Annotated in this window: 18 protein-coding genes; 3 read left to right on the top strand and 15 right to left on the bottom strand. The window is 41.8% G+C overall.

Features of this window, described 5'->3' with window-relative positions:
• Window positions 1-15: 15 nt before the first annotated feature.
• The 6 genes from phnX to ACH0BF_RS10165 form a co-directional block, all read right to left on the bottom strand.
• Entirely contained in the window at window positions 16-819 is an 804-nt protein-coding gene (gene phnX, locus ACH0BF_RS10140) for a phosphonoacetaldehyde hydrolase (RefSeq protein ID WP_406909343.1), read from the bottom strand.
• A gap of 10 nt (window positions 820-829) precedes the next feature.
• On the bottom strand, window positions 830-2,587 hold the full coding sequence (locus tag ACH0BF_RS10145) for a putative 2-aminoethylphosphonate ABC transporter permease subunit (RefSeq protein WP_340852905.1): 1,758 nt from the start codon (window positions 2,585-2,587) through the stop codon (window positions 830-832).
• Window positions 2,588-3,604: an ABC transporter ATP-binding protein gene (locus ACH0BF_RS10150; protein ID WP_340852903.1), complete on the bottom strand. Its 1,017-nt coding sequence runs from the start codon at window positions 3,602-3,604 to the stop codon at window positions 2,588-2,590.
• Between the two features lie 22 nt (window positions 3,605-3,626).
• Window positions 3,627-4,703: a putative 2-aminoethylphosphonate ABC transporter substrate-binding protein gene (locus tag ACH0BF_RS10155; protein WP_406909365.1), complete on the bottom strand. Its 1,077-nt coding sequence runs from the start codon at window positions 4,701-4,703 to the stop codon at window positions 3,627-3,629.
• Window positions 4,704-5,133: 430 nt separating this feature from the next.
• The gene (gene argH / locus ACH0BF_RS10160) at window positions 5,134-6,528 is read right to left on the bottom strand and encodes an argininosuccinate lyase (RefSeq protein WP_340852902.1); all 1,395 of its coding nucleotides are present in this window, start codon (window positions 6,526-6,528) and stop codon (window positions 5,134-5,136) included.
• On the bottom strand, window positions 6,525-7,733 hold the full coding sequence (locus tag ACH0BF_RS10165; protein WP_120033779.1) for an argininosuccinate synthase: 1,209 nt from the start codon (window positions 7,731-7,733) through the stop codon (window positions 6,525-6,527). The genes argH and ACH0BF_RS10165 overlap by 4 nt, the downstream gene beginning before the upstream one ends.
• A 217-nt stretch (window positions 7,734-7,950) precedes the next feature.
• Here ACH0BF_RS10165 and ACH0BF_RS10170 point away from each other — a divergent pair, with 217 nt between their 5' ends.
• Window positions 7,951-8,292 (top strand): hypothetical protein, encoded by a 342-nt coding sequence (locus ACH0BF_RS10170; RefSeq protein ID WP_406909344.1) that lies wholly within the window; start codon window positions 7,951-7,953, stop codon window positions 8,290-8,292.
• A gap of 170 nt (window positions 8,293-8,462) precedes the next feature.
• Here ACH0BF_RS10170 and ACH0BF_RS10175 read toward each other — a convergent pair whose 3' ends face one another.
• On the bottom strand, window positions 8,463-9,308 hold the full coding sequence (locus tag ACH0BF_RS10175; protein ID WP_340852899.1) for an EcsC family protein: 846 nt from the start codon (window positions 9,306-9,308) through the stop codon (window positions 8,463-8,465).
• Between the two features lie 269 nt (window positions 9,309-9,577).
• Between ACH0BF_RS10175 and ACH0BF_RS10180 the strand changes: the two genes are divergently transcribed.
• The gene (locus ACH0BF_RS10180) at window positions 9,578-10,141 is read left to right on the top strand and encodes a YitT family protein (RefSeq protein WP_259455790.1); all 564 of its coding nucleotides are present in this window, start codon (window positions 9,578-9,580) and stop codon (window positions 10,139-10,141) included.
• Window positions 10,142-10,228: 87 nt separating this feature from the next.
• On the opposite strand, the gene ACH0BF_RS10185 is transcribed toward ACH0BF_RS10180, so the two are convergent.
• The 7 genes from ACH0BF_RS10185 to sppA form a co-directional block, all read right to left on the bottom strand.
• Window positions 10,229-11,419: an acetate kinase gene (locus tag ACH0BF_RS10185; RefSeq protein WP_340852897.1), complete on the bottom strand. Its 1,191-nt coding sequence runs from the start codon at window positions 11,417-11,419 to the stop codon at window positions 10,229-10,231.
• A 60-nt stretch (window positions 11,420-11,479) separates the two neighbouring features.
• The gene (locus tag ACH0BF_RS10190; RefSeq protein WP_340852895.1) at window positions 11,480-12,469 is read right to left on the bottom strand and encodes a class I SAM-dependent methyltransferase; all 990 of its coding nucleotides are present in this window, start codon (window positions 12,467-12,469) and stop codon (window positions 11,480-11,482) included.
• A gap of 74 nt (window positions 12,470-12,543) precedes the next feature.
• Window positions 12,544-13,044: a thiol peroxidase gene (gene tpx, locus ACH0BF_RS10195; RefSeq protein ID WP_120033795.1), complete on the bottom strand. Its 501-nt coding sequence runs from the start codon at window positions 13,042-13,044 to the stop codon at window positions 12,544-12,546.
• Between the two features lie 97 nt (window positions 13,045-13,141).
• Complete coding sequence (gene ytfJ, locus ACH0BF_RS10200) at window positions 13,142-13,573, bottom strand: GerW family sporulation protein (protein WP_340852891.1); 432 nt, start codon at window positions 13,571-13,573, stop codon at window positions 13,142-13,144.
• 27 nt (window positions 13,574-13,600) lie between these two features.
• Window positions 13,601-14,221: a DUF2953 domain-containing protein gene (locus tag ACH0BF_RS10205; RefSeq protein ID WP_340852889.1), complete on the bottom strand. Its 621-nt coding sequence runs from the start codon at window positions 14,219-14,221 to the stop codon at window positions 13,601-13,603.
• 127 nt (window positions 14,222-14,348) lie between these two features.
• Window positions 14,349-14,927 carry an RDD family protein gene (locus ACH0BF_RS10210; RefSeq protein ID WP_406909366.1) on the bottom strand — a complete coding sequence of 193 codons (579 nt, stop codon included), beginning with the start codon at window positions 14,925-14,927 and terminating at the stop codon, window positions 14,349-14,351.
• A gap of 14 nt (window positions 14,928-14,941) precedes the next feature.
• Window positions 14,942-15,952, bottom strand: coding sequence for a signal peptide peptidase SppA (gene sppA, locus ACH0BF_RS10215; RefSeq protein ID WP_406909345.1), 1,011 nt, complete (start codon window positions 15,950-15,952; stop codon window positions 14,942-14,944).
• A gap of 144 nt (window positions 15,953-16,096) precedes the next feature.
• Between sppA and ACH0BF_RS10220 the strand changes: the two genes are divergently transcribed.
• A complete protein-coding gene (locus ACH0BF_RS10220) occupies window positions 16,097-16,897 on the top strand; it encodes an NAD kinase (RefSeq protein ID WP_120033805.1) in 801 nt (266 codons plus the stop codon).
• 154 nt (window positions 16,898-17,051) lie between these two features.
• Here ACH0BF_RS10220 and rarD read toward each other — a convergent pair whose 3' ends face one another.
• On the bottom strand, window positions 17,052-17,981 hold the full coding sequence (gene rarD, locus ACH0BF_RS10225; RefSeq protein WP_340852881.1) for an EamA family transporter RarD: 930 nt from the start codon (window positions 17,979-17,981) through the stop codon (window positions 17,052-17,054).
• Between the last annotated feature and the right edge of the window lie 92 nt (window positions 17,982-18,073).

An 18,073-nucleotide genomic window follows, 5' to 3' on the forward strand; every position in this document is an offset into this window, starting at 1 on the left:
ATGAACATCTCTCCTTTATGAAACAGTTATAGATTGCTCGAATTCGATTTTATCAATTACCTTTTCCAAGTCATCCAGCTCTAAAATAGTGAAATCGGCTCCCGCTTCAATAAAGCGTTCCCTTACTGCTTGTATTCTTCTGTCTAACTCGTTGATCTCCATCGATTTTACTTCCTCTTCTGAAAGACCGAGTTCACTGCCTCCTAAAATAACCCCTACTGTCCACATTCCAGCGTTTTTTCCCTCTTGTATGTCTGAAATCGTGTCTCCTACCTTAATCATAGAATTCATTGGATAAATCCCTAAGTGTATGGCATTTAGATAACACATCCATGGATAAGGGCGCCCTGCAGGCACTCCATCGGATGTAATGAGATAATCAGGAGCATAGCCTTGTTTCTCTGCTTGGAAGGTAACAACTTTCATCATTTCTGCTGTGTAACCTGTTGTCGAGCCGATCTTGATCCCCCGGTGACGGAGTTTCTCCATGAGTTCTAAACAGCCGGGAACTGGTGTAGCGTAATCAGGAAGAATCGCAAACAATTCTTCTTCAAATCGGTCGTACATCTCTTTAATATCGTTTTCTTCTGGATCGCGTCCATGAATGGTGTGCCATAGCTCCTTGATACGCGGCATTTCAGTGAGTACGCGAATGTGATCTATTTTCAAAAGCCCCATCGGCTTGCGAGCCTCTTCAATCGTAATATCAATGCCTTTCTCCTTAAAAATGCGGATGAATACTTGCACAGGTGCAAAGCACCCGTAGTCTATTGTTGTTCCTGCCCAATCGAAAATGATTCCTTTAATTTTTGTTTTCATCTTGTCTCTCCTACCTTTGCTGCCAACGGATTACCCACAGGCGCATCGTTTTTGTTATTCCTTCATGCAAAATTTTCACAATAATATTCGCTAATAAAATAAGTGAACTCATGGCAGCCGCCGCAGCCAAGTTTCCAGCATCATCCATGTTTACAATTGAGATAGCCGCCAACTTGAAGTCCGGCGAGTACAAAAACATGACCGCAGAAACGGTAACCATGGAATTGACAAAGAAGTACATGGCCATTTCCAGAATAGCTGGCAAGCACATAGGAACCGTTACAGTGAAAAAGGTTTTGTAAAGGGGAATCCCCATGGATTCTGAAACAACTTCATATTCTTTGTCTAACTTTTTTAACGCTGTCGTCGCCGTAACAAAAGCAACGGAATAGAAATGGATAATATTCGCCATAACGACTATCGCTACTGTTCCATATAAGAAATGAAAAGGGTTGGCCAACTTCCATGAAAAAATCTGAATGTCTGGCTGGCTGAAGAAAAATATATATCCAAGACCAATTACAAGGCCTGGCACAGCCAATGGGATGACTGATAGAAAATAGCCCACTTTTCTCAAATGAGATAGCCCACGGATCTTCTCTATTGCGTAGGCGAATAAAAAGGTCAAACAAGTTCCGATAATTGCTGTAATTCCAGCTACGATCAAGCTGTTTGTAAATGCCTCTATTCCGTTGCCTGTATAACTGGAAAACCCGAGGTGTTCAAGGGTAAAGCTTAAATCATATGGCCACACTTTTGTAAAAGCAGCAATTAAAACGGCCAATATCATAAACAAAATGGCTCCTGTAATAGCTGAACAAAACAGGAACAACAATGTATCTCGTAATCTTCCTTTTTTGATTTGAAATGGCTTCGATTTAGCTGAAATGAATGAAGCGTGTTTTTGCTGTGTGAGTCTATCGATAACAAAAGCAAAAATAGCAGGAAGCATAAGAATCATGCCAACAGCAGCCCCCATGGCTATGTTTTGCTGCCCGATCACTTGCTTGTATACGTCTGTTGCCAACACATTATATTGTCCTCCGACGATTTTGGGTGCGCCAAAATCTGTAAAACTTAAAGTGAAAACAACAAATGACGCACTGATCAATCCATATTTCACCCCTGGCATCGTGATTATCCAAAACTTTTTAAGCTTTCCTGCCTGGAGAATATCAGCCGCTTCATACATCTGATAATCTGTTCCTTGAAAGGCGACCAATAAAATTAACAGTGCCTGCGGGAAAGTATAGATAACTTCCGCTATGATAATACCTATCGGGCCATATAACTCCAGTGATACTCCCGGAAAAATCCCCAAAAATCCATTGGTGAGCAGCCCTTGATTGCCAAACAAATAGACAAGGGCGATTCCGTGCATCATGGTTGGGGCAAACAACGGAAGAAGTGCTGCAGACTTAAAGAATCCCTTTCCGGGAATTGCTGACCGAACGAGTGCATAGGCGTAAACAAACGCCAGGGAAACTGAGATGAAAGTGGTAGCGCCAGATATAAAAACCGTATGCTTTAATGACTGAACAAGTGCCGGTGAGGAAAAATACTGAATGAAATTTTCTAAGCCGGCAAATGAGCCATCTTTCCGATAAAATGCATGAATAAATAACTGGCAGAGCGGAAGAACAAGAAGAAGCATAAAAGTGCCGATTAATCCGAGAAGGAGCAATCGCTGCAGCCAGTCATTTTTCCCGCTTTCTCGTTTTATTCTCTTAAGCGCAGCGGCTGTTCCACTTTTTTCTAACCACTCCATTTAAACGCCCACTTTCTCCCGATATGACAGCATCTGCTTTTCACCTAAAGACAAGGTGAGCAGGCTGCCTTTTTTGATTTTTCGCTGCTGAACGATATTTGTAGCTATATCAATCAGCAACAGCCTCTTATGTAATGGTGAATCGACGTCTTCAAGTCTGACTAATCCTCTGTATATCGGGCCTCTAAACTCAAGTTTTTCTACAATGGCACAGATACCTGCTTCATCGGTTAACATGATCTCTTCTGGGCGGATGGCGAGCATCTGTCCATTCTCTGTATCCTGATGAGCATGGATAAAGTTCATCGCTCCAATAAAATCAGCTACAAATGGATTAGCTGGCATTTGATAAATTTCTTGAGGGGTCCCTATCTGCATAATCTCTGCGCTTTTCATGACGATTATCTTATCTGCCATGGTTAAAGCTTCCTCCTGATCATGAGTTACCATAATCGTCGTAATACCAAGTTTTTCTTGCAGGGAACGAATTTCAAATCTGAGTTTTTCCCGCACCTTCGCATCTAGGGCAGATAACGGCTCATCAAGCAAAAGAAAGTCCGGTGACAGGGCGAGTGCGCGGGCAAGTGCTACCCGTTGTTGCTGTCCTCCTGATAACTGTGCAGGATAGCGATCTTTGCTATCTAGCAACCCAACCATCTCCAAAGCTTCAAGCGCCTTCTCTCTCACTTCAGGCCTCGGAATCTTTTTAGCTTTCAAACCAAATTCAACATTTTTTAAAGCAGTCAAATTCGGAAAGAGGGCATACGATTGGAAAACCACCCCGACATTCCTTTTTGCCGGCGGAACAGCAGTCATATCTTTTCCTTTAATAAAGACTCTCCCAGAGGATGGTTTTTCCAATCCGGCAATAATACGAAGCAATGTTGTCTTGCCGCAGCCACTAGGCCCCAATAAACAAAGGAACTCTCCTTGAGACACATTAAAAGAGAGATTATTTAACGTAGTAAGCTCTCCAAACGTTTTTTTAACGTGGTCAATTCTTAAATAATCCTTCATAGCGTTCGCCGTCCTTTCTATCTTATTCTTCTTTTGCTTCTGCCTTTTGGCCGAATTCATTTTCCCATTTTTCTAAAATAGTCTCCCGGTTTTCTGCCGCCCATTTCAAATTATTTTCAGTAAATAATTGATCGGATACACCTTTAGGAAACCCGTCTGGTGTTGTGAAATTATTTTTAATCGTGGCAAATCCATTGGCTTCAAAATATTCCTTCATGGCTTCATCAGAAATGGCCCAATCTAAAAATGCTTTAGCAATCTCTTCATTTTCCTTTTCATCCTTCTTAATTAAGGCATTGGCTTCCACTTCCCAGCCCAATCCTTCCTTTGGCAAAATAACAGCAACTGGTGAGCCTTTTTGTTTCTCTTTTACGCTGCTGTAAACCATGGAAATACCAATCGGATACTCCCCTGCTGAGGCAAGCTTGGCCGGTTTTGATCCAGAATGAGTATACGTCGCTATATTTTTATGCAATTTCTTCATATAGGCCCATCCTTTTTCCTCCCCCATCATTTGCAGCCAAGCAGAAACCGTTAAAAATCCGGTTCCTGAGGATGCAGGATGCGGCATGACGATCATTTCTTTATATTCGGGTTTTACCAGATCTTCATATGATTTAGGCATTGGAATGTTTTTCTTCTCTAGTTCTTTTTTATTCACAGCAATCCCCGTCATGAATGCTGTATTTCCTACCCACTTCTCCGGTTGGTTTGAATCTTTAAATAGGGGTTGTACTCTGTCCACTCCTTCAGGTGAATAGCCCTCAAGCATATTCTTTTCATCAAGCATCAGCAAACTGGAAGCTGCTGTTCCCCAAACAACGTCAGCAGGAGTGTTTTTCCCTTCTGCTAGAAGCTTCGCTGTGATGACCCCAGTTGAATCACGGACAATATTGATGTCTACTTCCGGATACTTCTTCTCAAATGATTCAAGATAGACAGGAACCAGCTCCTCCTCAATCGCTGTATAGATGGTTAGTTCTCCCTCCAGCTTTTCACCGCCAGTCTCTGCAGCAGTTTTTCCTTCTTTGCTTGAGCATCCTGTCATTAAGGCTAAACTGAATATGGCCGCTAGAGCAGCTAATCTTTGCTTTTTCACCTTCAAGTTTCTCTCCCCTTTTTAATTGGTTGTTTCTCTATACATTCACTATAAAAAAGAAAAGTAAAAACCGATTAGGTAAATTGTTAATCGTTTGTTTTTTATGGGAAACCGTTGAATTATGTGTTTTTAACTTAAAAGCAAACGAATACCACAATTTCCGCTCTATATTCTTTACATTGGCTTAACATACGGCATAAACTCCCACAAAAATAACTTGGCTTTTTCACATGAAGGGGATAGATAGAAGAAAATAAATTGGAGAGAGCGGAAGGAGTGTAACATTCAGAGATGCTACTCGTTATTGCTTATGAATGATGAGGGTTTAGTGTGTAACTGCAGGAATAACAACAGAAAGAGCGGGAAAGAAAAGCACAAAACAGGAACAAACGAGGATGTCGCAAATAATAGGCATAACAAAAACAGCCCCTTACTTCTTAAGGGGCTGTTTTTCATTTACCAAATGCTTGGCTGTCTCGATTTGGAGCTGAACCTGGTCGAAACCAGTGCCGCCTAAAGACTTCCTTCTTTTAACGGCCTCATATGGAGACAACACCTGGTAAATATCTTCTTCAATGTTCGCTGATGCTGACTTTAGCTCCTCTAAAGACAGATCGGCAAGATAGCATTGATTTTGAATGCAATGAAGCACAAGTTTTCCAACAATCTCATGTGCCTCCCGGAATGGAATGCCTTTTGACGCCAAATAATCGGCGAGCTCCGTAGCATTGGAGAAATCATTGTGGACAGCTTCCTCTAAGCGGCCCTCATTCACCTTCATGGTCTGAACCATTCCTGTAAAGATCTTCAAGGAACCAATGATCGTATGTACCGTATCGAACATGCCTTCCTTGTCTTCCTGCATATCTTTGTTATATGCAAGTGGCAGGCCTTTTAATACGGTGAGCAAACTGAACAGGTTTCCATAAACGCGTCCTGTTTTTCCACGGATTAACTCCGCCATATCAGGATTTTTCTTCTGCGGCATAATGCTTGAGCCAGTAGAAAACGCGTCGTCCATTTCAATGAATTGGAATTCCTGGCTCGACCAAAGAATCATTTCTTCAGCAAGACGGGATAAGTGCATCATTAAAATAGAGGAACTGCTTAAGAACTCAAGGATAAAGTCCCGATCACTGACTGCATCCATGCTGTTAGCATACACCCCGGAGAACCCGAGCAGATCTGCTGATAATTCACGGTCAATCGGGAAGGTGGTTCCAGCAAGCGCTCCCGCCCCTAAAGGCGAGACATCTATGCGCTTTAAGCCTTCCTGAAACCGCTCTTTATCTCTTTGCAGCATCCAGAAATATGCCATTAAATGGTGACCGAATGAAATCGGCTGTGCTCTTTGCAGGTGGGTATAGCCAGGCGCAAGTGTTTCCACATGCTGTTCTGCTTTTTCCACCAAAGTTGCTTGAAACTGTTCAATCAATCCAATGATAAGTTTGACTTGCTTCTTCAAGTACAAATGCATATCAGTGGCAACCTGATCGTTACGGCTGCGTCCGGTATGCAGCTTGCCGCCGACCGCTCCGATTTCTTCGATCAAGTATTTCTCCAAATTTAAATGGATGTCCTCTTGGGCAACCGAGAATATTAATTCACCTTTTGAAGCTTTCTTCTTTAAAGCTTCAAGGCCGCCCAAAATTTGATTCATTTCTTCTTCTGTTAAAATGCCCGTTTTTCCGAGCATCGTTACATGTGCCATGCTGCCCTCAAGGTCTTCAAAAACAAGCTCCTGATCAAAGTGGATAGAGGCGCCGAATTCATCTACCCATTCTTCAGCTGTTTTTTGAAAGCGTCCTCCCCAAAGCTTGCTCATTGCTGGACTTTCACTTTCTCTTGCTGAACCATAGAATTCACTTTTGTCGGCAGACCCCAAAGCTGGATAAAGCCTACTGCTGCTTCATGGTCAAATTGATCTTCTGTTGTATAAGTAGCTAATTTTTCATCGTATAATGAGTACTCAGACTTTCTTCCTTCAACAATCGCATGGCCTTTGAATAATTTCACACGTACAGTTCCAGTGACAAACTGCTGTGTTTGTTTCAGAAATGCTTCAAGCGCTTTTTTCAATGGTGAGAACCAAAGTCCTTCATAAATTAATTCAGTCAATTTCTTTTCAATGACTGGTTTGAAATGAGCCATTTCTTTAACGAGTGTTAAGTCTTCTAATTCTTTATGCGCCAAAATTAATGTCATCGCACCTGGGCACTCATACACTTCTCTTGATTTAATCCCAACCAGACGATTTTCTACATGGTCGATTCTGCCAACACCGTGCTTGCCGGCAATCTCATTCAACTCAAGAATTAACTGAGCTAGAGAGTAGTTTTGCCCATTCAATGCAACTGGAACGCCTTGTTCAAACTGAATTTCAATGATTTCCGGAACATCCGGTGTGTTTTCAAGAGAGGCGGTTAAATCATAAGCCTCTTCCGGAGGAGCTGCCCATGGATCCTCTAAAATTCCACATTCGTTACTTCTTCCCCACAAGTTTTGATCAATAGAGAACGGGCTGTCTAAGTTAATCGGGATCGGAATATTGTTTTGTTTTGCATACTCAATTTCTTCTTCGCGCGACCATTTCCAGTCACGTACAGGCGCTAACACCTCAAGGTTTGGATTTAATGCTTTAATCGACACTTCGAAACGAACCTGGTCGTTTCCTTTCCCTGTACATCCGTGAGCCACAGCGACCGCATTCTCTTTTTCAGCTACCTCTACTAGCTTCTTCGCGATAAGCGGACGTGACAGCGCGGATACTAATGGGTATTTCCCTTCGTAGAGCGTATGACCTTGAAGAGCAAGCAATGCATATTCATTTGCATATTCTTCTTTTGCATCAATCATGTAACTGGCTACAGCTCCCACTTGCAAAGCTTTCTCTTTTACGAATGCTAAGTCTTTCCCTTCTCCTACATCTAAGCAGCAGGCTACTACATCGTATCCTTTGTCCTTTAGCCACGGGATGGCTACTGATGTATCTAAACCGCCGGAATAAGCTAACACTACTTTTTTGTTCATTGATATTTCCTCCTCTTAGCTGCTATCTATTAGTATAAATATACATTTATTTTTATTTTTATTCTTTTGTATGAATAAAATATAACATGTTATTTCTTAGCTTTCAAGCATTTATTTGAAAAAAATTCATTTTGTTGAATAAATAATCAATCCCCCAAATTCTTTTGCAGAAAATCCGGAAAACAGATACGATAAAAGAAAAAAAGAGGAGACTTATATGCACTTTCTTTTAAATGAACGGCTTGGTATTTTACTTCCTTATTCTGAAAAGGAATGGGAAAAATACCCAGCCGTGGAGCAAGAAAAAATCCTTCAAAAATGGGAAAATATCCGTGGAAGTATTCCCGATCGCATACAAGAGCTTGAGAAGCAGATTAACATCCTACAGCACCAGCTGAATCACGAAGAAGATTTTTCACTCTCCTGCCGTCTTAATGAAGAAATCAGTGAGCTTGCTTCCATTATTAATGATTTATGGCTTTGGTTCCGCACGACTCCTTCCATAAAAAATCAGCCTAGAGAAATCAATGCAGCCGACAATAACAGCCGTCATCAATAAACTGCCGGCTGTTATTTTTTTATACATAAATTACACATTTCCTCAGTTATTCACATAAATGTGAAATTAACCACAATCTTTCCATTAAGATAAAAGTAAAAAAGAGCGTTTGGGCTGCGGCACCCGAACGCTCTTTTTTAGTATCCAATTACCTTTTCTATACGCAGCTCCTAAAAGGCTCTAGACGCTTTCTTTTCCTGCAGCCAACGGTACTGATAATACTTTTCAGCAAATTCGGTCATGCTTTTTGTCAAGCGATAATTCGCTCCGGCACCAATCGCTAGACTAATAAGCGGCAGATTTGCCATTTTTTTATTTTTAAACAGCGTAATAGCTAGCAGCTTGCTAAATTGCTTTATCTGACCTTCCATCCACGACGGATCGATCAGTTGTTCCGTTTCATTGTAAAAATAAGGATGTTCCCTTTCCTCAAGATCAATTAGCAGCTCTTGCCATCCATCGGCTTTGAGTCGTTCAGGCAAAGCAGCAGCATGAAAGACTTTCAGAGAAGCCATCATTTCAAATGGCAACTGAGGATCATATCCGTACGTCATTGCAGTAATTTGGATGGCTCGCAGGTTAAGAACGGCCATGGCCGCAAAGTCAGTGCTAAGCGGAATGGCGCCTCCTGTCCCGGTAATCCCGCCCTGAATGAGTGAATAAAGTCGATGCCTTGATGACTGCTGGCTATTCAAGTAGCGAAGTTGATCAATCGTTAGCTTTTTTAAATCATCCAGTACTTCCACATCTTCTCTAAATACGCGAGCAGATGTTAAAATTCGGTCCCTCGCTTCATTTTGAAATTGTGAGCCTTGAAGCAACGAGTGCATATGAAACAGCACACTGTCTAGCTGTCCGAAAAAAGAAGAAAGCGCCTCTTCAGGAATAGTTGCCAGTGCTGCATTTAACCACTTCGAATATGTATATTGAAAGTCATTGCCGTCATAGTCAGCCATTGACTGTTCCCACGCCATGATTTCTTCCCAAACGGCTTTCTCCCGTTCTGTCCAAGCCATATTCGCGTCCCCTTTCCATGCTATTTCCGTCCTTTCATTTTCTATCATCAACCAGTAAAAGTCAATTTCGACGGATTGACAAAAAACAGTGGTTGACAAGTAGCTTCTCCTTTATTTAGCTGGATTCCCCGTCCTCACTCTGGATCAAGGCGTAGAGTAGTTCAAATGCAGCTTTTGCTTTTCCCTCGGAATAGGAACCCTTTCCATTGCATAGTTTTTAACGAGGACTTGGACAAGGAGAGGATAAGATCGTAAAAAAGATACTTATTATTGGATTTGCAGCTGTGCTCATTGGAATAGGGATTAACGGATTCATTCTTCCCTTTCATCTTCTCGAAGGAGGAGTGTTTGGAATTGGCTTGTTATTCAACTATTTATGGGGATTTAAAATAGGAATTACTATTTTATGTTTAAATTTCCCAATCTATCTTCTCGCTTTTAAGTTGGAAAGATCGTATTTTTTTAACAGCTTATATGGGACTCTTTTAACGCCCGTCGCAATCGATCTACTTCTCCCTCTGAAAGGAACAATTGACCTGCCTATCCTGATGAGTGCTTGTGTTGGTGGTCTATTCATTGGAGCCGGAACCGGTTTAATGCTAAGGTATCACATCTCTCCAGGAGGGGTGGATTTATTAGCTCTTTTGCTGTCAAAACACCTGGCTGTCAATGCTGGTTTTTTTATCTTCTTTATGGATTCGTTGATCCTTGCTTCCGGCTTATGGATTTTTAAGGACCCCACAATGATCTATTCTTTACTTACACTAATGGCTGTTGCCTTTTTAGTAACTATTCTTACTTCGTTTCGCTCAGTAAATATTTATTCAAAATAAACATCCTCTGCCATAGAATGGGAGTTCCATACAATGCCAGAGGATGTTCCTCTTGCTATCATTGAAATTGACAGCTTCCTTATATCATTATAATCCCGCTAGTTTTACCGTATCGCAGGCGATCATCACTTCTTCATCTGTTGGAATAATGATGACTTTAACTGGGGAATGAGGATAATTAATAAAAGCCTCTTGACCGCGCACTTGATTGCGCGCAGGGTCCCAATAGACGCCCATAAATTCAAGTCCGCGAAGTACACGACCGCGAATAACAGGGCTGTTCTCTCCAATGCCAGCTGTAAAAATAATGGCATCAACCCCAGACATCCGTGCTGCATAGGAGCCAATGTATTTATGTATTCGACCGGCGAACACTTCAAGAGCAAGCTCAGCTCGTTCATTTCCCTTGGCTGCTTCTTCTTCAATATCGCGAAGGTCGCTGGAGAAACCGGAAACTCCGAGCATCCCTGATTCCCTGTTTAACACATCTAGTACTTCATCCGCTGTTTTCCCTGTCTTTTCCATAATAAATGGAATAAGAGCTGGATCAATATTCCCTGATCTCGTACCCATGGTAACACCGGCAAGCGGTGTAAATCCCATGGACGTATCAATCGACTTGCCGCCGCTGATTGCTGCAATGCTCGCACCATTTCCGAGGTGACAGGAAATTAAGCGCAGCTGTTCAATGGGCCGTTCAAGCAACTCGGCCGCCCGCTGTGAAACATATTTATGAGAGGTGCCATGGAAACCATATTTTCGAATGCCGTAATCTGTGTAGTAATGATACGGCAGACTGTATAAAAACGAACTCTCGGGCATCGTCTGGTGAAAAGCCGTATCAAAAACGGCAACGGCCGGCACATTAGGAAGCACTTCCCTAAATGCCCGGATTCCGGTTACGTTTGCTGGATTATGGAGCGGTGCTAAATCGGACAACTGTTCGATTTTCTCTATCACCTGATCCGTAATGATGACTGAATCTGTAAATATTTCTCCTCCATGAACCACACGATGGCCGATACCGTTTATTTCTTCAAGCGATTGAATAATCCCCATGTCGGTCAGTTTATCTAAGAGAATCCGGACCGCTTCTGCATGGTTCGGAATATCCATGATTTCTTTTTGTTTGTGCCCGTCTACTGTAATGTTAAATAAGGCTCGTGGCAGGCCAATCCGTTCCACAAGTCCCTTTGTGATAACCCGTTTTTCCGGCATTTCAAACAGCTGAAACTTTAATGAGCTGCTCCCGGCGTTAATGGCAATAACTTTTGACATAAAGACCTCCTCATTTTCACAAAGTGCTGGCACGGCCGATTATATTCAATTATCTAGCTTTTACTTATTTTCTTTGAACCATGTCTCCAATTTTATCATGATCGACTGCATGGCCTTTCTGTCCTTCATAGATGGCATGGTTGCCAAAAATACTTGTTTTGGTGCAAGGCTTTCCACTTGCTGCTTTTGTAAAATCAAAATACTTTTTGCCGCCTGCTTGTTCTTAAACATAGTCATTGGCAATTGAATCAGCCCTTGAATATGAACATGTTTTTGAAAAAAGCGATGCAGCTTATCAGCTCCCGCCTCCTCAAATAAACCATTTGGAACAAGCAAGAATAGATAACCACCTGGCTTTGTATGCTTTACACTTTGCTCTATAAATAAATGATGGGCATAGGAATGTCCCTCTTCCGCTTGCAGCTCATAGTCTGCTGCCCTTCTATCATTAGGGTACCAGCCGACTGGCAAGTCGCAAATAACTGCATCCACTGGGTCAATTAACAATGGCTCTAATGCATCTTGATTATAAAGCTGGACAGACTGCTCGATCAAGTTGGCTCCACACCAGGCGAGTTTTAATAATAAATCATCTATTTCTACCCCTGCAGCGGCAATGGCTGCTTCCGGTTGGCGATTTAAAACTGTCATCAAAAGATTCCCTGTTCCAGCCGCGGGATCAAGAAGGGTAAATTCTTTTTTTCCTTGCATGAATTTTTCCAGTAAATAGCTCATAAATAATCCGATAGAATCCGGTGTCATTTGATGATGCGGCTGTACATTTTCTTGCATTCCTTTTAAAATAGCGAACTGATAAGCTTGACGAACTTCCTCTTTCGAATAATTGTCAAGGTTTGTTTCCTCATATTTTTTACATACCCGTTTCTTCGTAAAATCGCTCATTTCTTCTTGCAAAACTTTTTGTTGAAATAAGTTTTCCGCAGTTTCTGCTAATGCATCTAGATAAGAGCATTCTAGCTCTTGCTGAAGAATAGCCGCTGTTTCATCGAAGATTTTAAATAGGTGTTCAATCGGGGAAAAGTCACTCATATTCGTTCCTCCTGTAAGTCTCTATCGCTTTAAAAAGGCTGACTCATAAAGAGCCAGCCTTTCATTTTTTATTTTTACTTGGCGGATTTTGCTGCCTCAATCGCTTTTTCATAGTCCGGATGGTTCGTTCCCTCACTTACATATTCTACATATGTAACTTTCCCTTCGCTATCTAAGACGAATACAGAACGTGCCAATAGGCGGAGTTCTTTCATATGAACACCATAAGCATCCCCGAACGACATATTGCGATGATCAGAATAAATTTTTACATTTTCCAGTCCCTCTCCCGCACACCAACGCTTTTGTGCAAACGGAAGATCGGCAGAAATAGTAATGACTTCTGCATTGCTAATTTTAGAAGCTTCTTCATTAAACTTGCGTGTTTGCTGCTCACACACGCCTGTATCAATGGAAGGAATCACACTAATTAAACGCACTTTGCCATTAGAATCGGCTAACGTAACCTCTGATAAGTCTGTTGCAAGCACTGTAAAAGCAGGTGCCTGGTCGCCCACCTTTACTTCGTTTCCAAGCAGTGTGACCGGGTTTCCTTTGAATGTTATATTTGCCATATTCCTAATCCCTCCTCCATCTTTTTCACACTTAATATCATACTTGTTTGAACGAGGGAAATGCAAGGAAAAGTCCTGCTATTGCTCAATCTCTCTGCTAAATTGTAAAATCTGAAGAAGATTTTTTAGCTGACGATTGTTTGGACTGATTTTTTTGGTTAAGCATATTTTGAATTTTATCTATGACAGCCGGCGCGAGGTCAATAATCTTGTCTAACAAATGTGTGTTTTCGTCTAGATGAAGCATGCGTACACCGCTTGAATTAACAATTAAAAAAGCGATAGGTGTAATGGACACACCGCCCCCACTACCGCCGCCAAACGGGCTTTTCCCCTGGCCTTCTCCCTGCTTATCAAGCATAAATTCACTTCCGCCTGCCGCAAAGCCAAAGCCAACTTTAGAAACAGTCATAATTACACTGCCGTCAGGTGTTTCCACCGGATCTCCAATAATTGTATTGACATCAATCATATCTTTCAAGTTTTCCATAGCTGTGGTCATTAATCCTTCGATTGGATGGTCGCCCATGTTCATCCCTCCAGTTGTTTACGCATTTTAAAAAAACAGCCCGGTATTCGAACGTTTTTTTCGGCTTCGCCGGTGAAAAAATAGTTGAATAACTGCAGTTATAGCATGCCCTGCACGAAAGGAAATCATACACGAACATTCCACTTTCCAAATAGATTGGCCAAAAACGGGTGTGACCTCGATTTCAGGAATGGCAGTCATATTCATCATGCGATGTGCGGCTGAAAGGACACTTCCTTTTATAGCCCAGAGCGAACCTGCTGCCACACCTGTCCAGGCGGCGTCCTTCATACCGATAGCTGTCCGCCACAAAAAAGTGTGGATTTCTATTTTATTTAAAAATGAACGAATAATATAATGAAGATTTTCAATGTGCTCCAACTTCTCCTTCACTTGGATGAAAAATTTTTCCGCCTCCTCAGGTGTCACTTCTTCATCTGCTCTTTTTCTTTGAGTCTCAGAAATTGAACTGTCTGTAAGTGGAATATAGAGAGTATAAGATAGCAGTCCGTGAAGGAAGGAAAAACGGACATAGGCCTCTTTGCTTTCAGGTACGCGAAAAAAGTAAAAAAGGAGCCTGATTTTCAGGAAATATATAGATAAACAAAGAATTAAAAAAACAGCCAGTCCCCACCATACGTAACCCATACGGTTCCCTCCTTTTTCGCTAAACAGTTTGTCCGCAGGAAAAAGAAAGTAAACATGAGGAACCAACGTATTCTCTAATGGTTACAAAGAGCATAAAAAAGCCGCCGGCAATCAGCCGACAGCTTTTTTATAAGGAATGAACAGGAGACTGAACAGCTAGTGAATACTCGTGGATAACTGTTGTACCCGCAAAATAGTCATGCAGTCCTTGTTTTCTTGATAAAAAGGCAACAAGTACATATAAAAAAGGTATGGTTACAGATAAGTAGCGGCCAATCCACTCGCGGAATAAAATCGTCTTCCATGAAAGACCGGAGTCCGTCAATGAAATAACTTTTAGGCCAAACACCATTTTTCCCACCGTTTGCCCCCACCATTTTGTCATTAAAACAAAATATAAATAAAAAACAAGGGCGGTCGCTATATTAACTGCGGAAAAGAGCCCATCGCCTGTCGTATCGATCCCAACGGCCCGAAATAACGGATAGACGAGAAGGCGGGAAATGCTTCCGACTACAATTAAATCGAGAAGATACGCCCAGAACCGCATCCAAAAGCCGGCATAATGTAAAACAGGTGGAGCAGAAACAGCCAACGGCGCTTTTTCTTCTACCGGTGGACCGAACGCATGCGCAGGCTCTTCTGTTGGCTGCTCCTCCTCAGGACGCTTTGTCTCTTCCGTTTCATTGTTCCAATCTTCTCTCATCATCTGTCCCTCCTTTATTCCGCATATAAATACATCAGCCGCGGAGAATTTGGATGTGAAAAGATTTTCATTAACGCTTGGACTTCATCATTTCCACCGATCAGCTGCTGCGCTTTCGCTGTTAAGAAAGACGGCAGGCCAAGATTAGACTCATACGTCACCACTTGGGCACCTTTTAAGTTTTTATCCTGTTTCAATGCATCAATGGTATCTTCAAGATAACCAAAATCATCAATCAAGTTAAGCTTTTTTGCCTGGCGGCCATCATAGATGCGGCCATCAGCAATTTTTTTGACTTGCTCTTTCGACATCCCGCGCCCACTAGCGATAACATGAACGAAACCTTCATAGGAGTTATTAATCATTGATTGTAGAATTTTTCTTTCTTCTTCTGTCATTTCACGCGTCGGGCTCATAATGTCTTTGTGAGGACCGCTTTTTATGGTAACAAAATCAACTCCATACTTTTGCGCAAGCTTTGAATAATTGACGCTTTGCATAATGACTCCAAGTGAGCCAGTCAACGTTTCAGGGCTCGCATAAATTTTATCAGCGGGAGCTGAAATATAGTAGCCGCCTGAAGCTGCCATCGAACCCATGGATACATAAAATGGTTTTTTCGTTTTTTCTTTAATCTCTAAAATCTTCTCGCGAATTTGAGCGCTTTCTACTACTCCGCCACCCGGTGAATTTACTTGTAGAATGACAGCTTTTACCGTGTCATCCTCCTGAACCTTATCGAGTTTTTTCATAAACTGTCGATGATTATAGCCGGGAGACGAAAAAAGTGATTCAGCCGTGCCCGTATCTTGGATAACTCCCTCCACTGGCAAAACGGCAATCTTTTTCGCAGCATTCCCTTCTTGCTCCACCTGCTCGGTGAAATCCTCATCACTGGCTCCCATCGCGCTTTCGAACGCTTTAGAAAAGTCTGTTTTCATTGCCATGGATGCTACATTAACAATAATGGAAACAATAAATAATCCAGCAGCCAGTGCGAGGGCAACCATTCTCTTTTTGTTCAATTTACTCTCTCCTTCCCTATCTTTTTAGTTCACCAGCTTCGAAAAAACAGCTGGCACATGGTAAACTTGAAACAGGTACACCTTATTCTAACAAATCATTTAATAACAACCATACTAACTTTCCCAAAAAAAGGAGACTTTCTTATGGATCAGCGCCGGAATGTCTATTTTTACGAAACCCGCCGAAAAAATGTGGCAGAAAAAGTAGCAGAAATAAAAAAGCTTGCCGTAAAACACGGCTTTACTATCGTTGAAAAATCAGCAGATGCAAATATCATTGTCAGCATCGGCGGCGATGGCACATTTTTGCAGGCTGTTCAAAAAACCGGATTCCGCGAGGATTGCCTATATGCCGGTATTTCTATTTTTAATGAGTTAAATATGTATTGTGATTTTCATGCAGACAATATCGCAAGCCTCATTGAAGTGATGTCTAAAGCAGAAATGGAAGTTCGCCGTTATCCCGTTTTACAAATTTCTGTCGATGAAGAAGCTGTCTTTTACTGCTTAAACGAATTCAGCATTAAATCTAGCATTATTAAGACAATGGAGATGAATGTGTATATCGATGACCTCCATTTCGAAATGTTCCGCGGTGACGGGATGATCATTGCTACACCGACAGGCAGTACAGCCTACAATAAGTCCGTAAGCGGAGCGGTAGTCGATCCGCTGCTTCCTTGCATGCAGGTGAGCGAGCTAGCCTCGCTAAACAATAAGCGCTACCGCACACTCGGCTCCTCTTTTATATTGAGCGGCGATCGTACACTAACGCTGAAAATGCTGAAAGGGAGCAACAACTATCCAATTATGGGGATCGATAATGAAGCACTGAGTATCCAGCATATTGAAGAAGTAAACATCTCATTAAGCAATAGACGCGTAAAAACATTGAAACTAAAAGATAACTCATTCTGGCACAAAGTAAAACGGGCCTTTTTATAAGAAAAGCGCAAGGCACATGCTCCGTATGACATCGGATTGGACTCCCCAACAAGTAGGCGTTTTTCAGCCTTCGATAGAGAGTGTAAAATCAGCTCACTTGCTAGTGTATGCAGCTAGAACAAGAAAAAAGAAGCGCCTAATGGACTATCGTCTATTAGGCGCTTCCTTTTTCTTGTTTTCTCGTCATTAAATGTCTTTTTTGATACCATTTTGTCTGAGAAAGTGTAAACACAACCAGCGCTAGCCAAATAAATGAAAAAGAAACAAACTGGATAACAGAAAATGGCTCCTGATAAACAAACACACCAAGCAACAGCGTCATAGTTGGTGTGATGTATTGCAAAATGCCAATCATTGACAACGGAATTTTCGGTGCACCCGCTGCAAACATCAGCAATGGAAGTGCTGTCACGGCTCCGCCAAGCATTAACAGTACATCGGTAGAAAATGAGCCAGAAAACAACAATAGCTCTCCTTTGGACCACCAATAAACAAGAAAGGCAACCGCAATTGGCGTAACCGAAAAAGTCTCAAGCGTTAAACCGACAGCTGCCTCCACTTGAATGGTTTTCTTCATTAATCCATATAAAGCGAAAGTTACAGCGAGCCCCAGGGATACCCATGGCAGTTGACCATAGGATATCGTAATAATCGCTACACCAATGGCTGCCAAAGCAACAGAAAATACCTGTGCTTTAGACAAAGACTCTTTTAGAACAAAAACTCCGAGCAGCACACTCATGAGCGGGTTAATGTAATAACCTAGACTTGTCTCTATCACACGTTCATCATTGATCGCCCAAATAAACAAAAACCAGTTGCCGCTCACAAGAAAAGAAGCAATGACAAGAGCCGCTGCCTGCTTTGGCTTCTCTTTCATTGTTTGGAGCGTAGCTTTTAAGTCTCTTAGTTTTCTAGTAAACACGAGCAGCAGCACCATTGAAACAAACGACCAGAGTACACGATTAGCAAGAATCTCATGAGCGGTTACATGCTCCAACATCTTCCAATATATTGGGAATAGTCCCCATAGTAAGTAAGATAAAAATATGTATAGAGCCCCTTTTTTTGTCTGCTCATTCATGTGATCACCTATTTCCTTCCACTCCCGAAATAAATTTCATTATACTCCTTTCCTTTTAAAAATCAATAGAACAGCTAAGAAAGAACCGGGCT

Origin of the sequence: Pseudobacillus sp. 179-B 2D1 NHS (assembly GCF_045370945.1) — a bacterium.
Lineage (GTDB): Bacteria > Bacillota > Bacilli > Bacillales > Domibacillaceae > Pseudobacillus.

Bases quoted from the DNA above. Each gene is read 5' to 3' on its own strand.
- phnX (WP_406909343.1), bottom strand. From the start codon at position 819: ATGAAAACAAAAATTAAAGGAATCATTTTCGATTGGGCAGGAACAACA.
- ACH0BF_RS10145 (WP_340852905.1), bottom strand. From the start codon at position 2,587: ATGGAGTGGTTAGAAAAAAGTGGAACAGCCGCTGCGCTTAAGAGAATA.
- ACH0BF_RS10150 (WP_340852903.1), bottom strand. From the start codon at position 3,604: ATGAAGGATTATTTAAGAATTGACCACGTTAAAAAAACGTTTGGAGAG.
- argH (WP_340852902.1), bottom strand. From the start codon at position 6,528: ATGAGCAAGCTTTGGGGAGGACGCTTTCAAAAAACAGCTGAAGAATGG.
- ACH0BF_RS10165 (WP_120033779.1), bottom strand. From the start codon at position 7,733: ATGAACAAAAAAGTAGTGTTAGCTTATTCCGGCGGTTTAGATACATCA.
- ACH0BF_RS10170 (WP_406909344.1), top strand. From the start codon at position 7,951: ATGCACTTTCTTTTAAATGAACGGCTTGGTATTTTACTTCCTTATTCT.
- ACH0BF_RS10175 (WP_340852899.1), bottom strand. From the start codon at position 9,308: ATGGCTTGGACAGAACGGGAGAAAGCCGTTTGGGAAGAAATCATGGCG.
- ACH0BF_RS10185 (WP_340852897.1), bottom strand. From the start codon at position 11,419: ATGTCAAAAGTTATTGCCATTAACGCCGGGAGCAGCTCATTAAAGTTT.
- ACH0BF_RS10190 (WP_340852895.1), bottom strand. From the start codon at position 12,469: ATGAGTGACTTTTCCCCGATTGAACACCTATTTAAAATCTTCGATGAA.
- tpx (WP_120033795.1), bottom strand. From the start codon at position 13,044: ATGGCAAATATAACATTCAAAGGAAACCCGGTCACACTGCTTGGAAAC.
- ytfJ (WP_340852891.1), bottom strand. From the start codon at position 13,573: ATGGGCGACCATCCAATCGAAGGATTAATGACCACAGCTATGGAAAAC.
- ACH0BF_RS10205 (WP_340852889.1), bottom strand. From the start codon at position 14,221: ATGGGTTACGTATGGTGGGGACTGGCTGTTTTTTTAATTCTTTGTTTA.
- ACH0BF_RS10210 (WP_406909366.1), bottom strand. From the start codon at position 14,927: ATGAGAGAAGATTGGAACAATGAAACGGAAGAGACAAAGCGTCCTGAG.
- ACH0BF_RS10220 (WP_120033805.1), top strand. From the start codon at position 16,097: ATGGATCAGCGCCGGAATGTCTATTTTTACGAAACCCGCCGAAAAAAT.
- rarD (WP_340852881.1), bottom strand. From the start codon at position 17,981: ATGAATGAGCAGACAAAAAAAGGGGCTCTATACATATTTTTATCTTAC.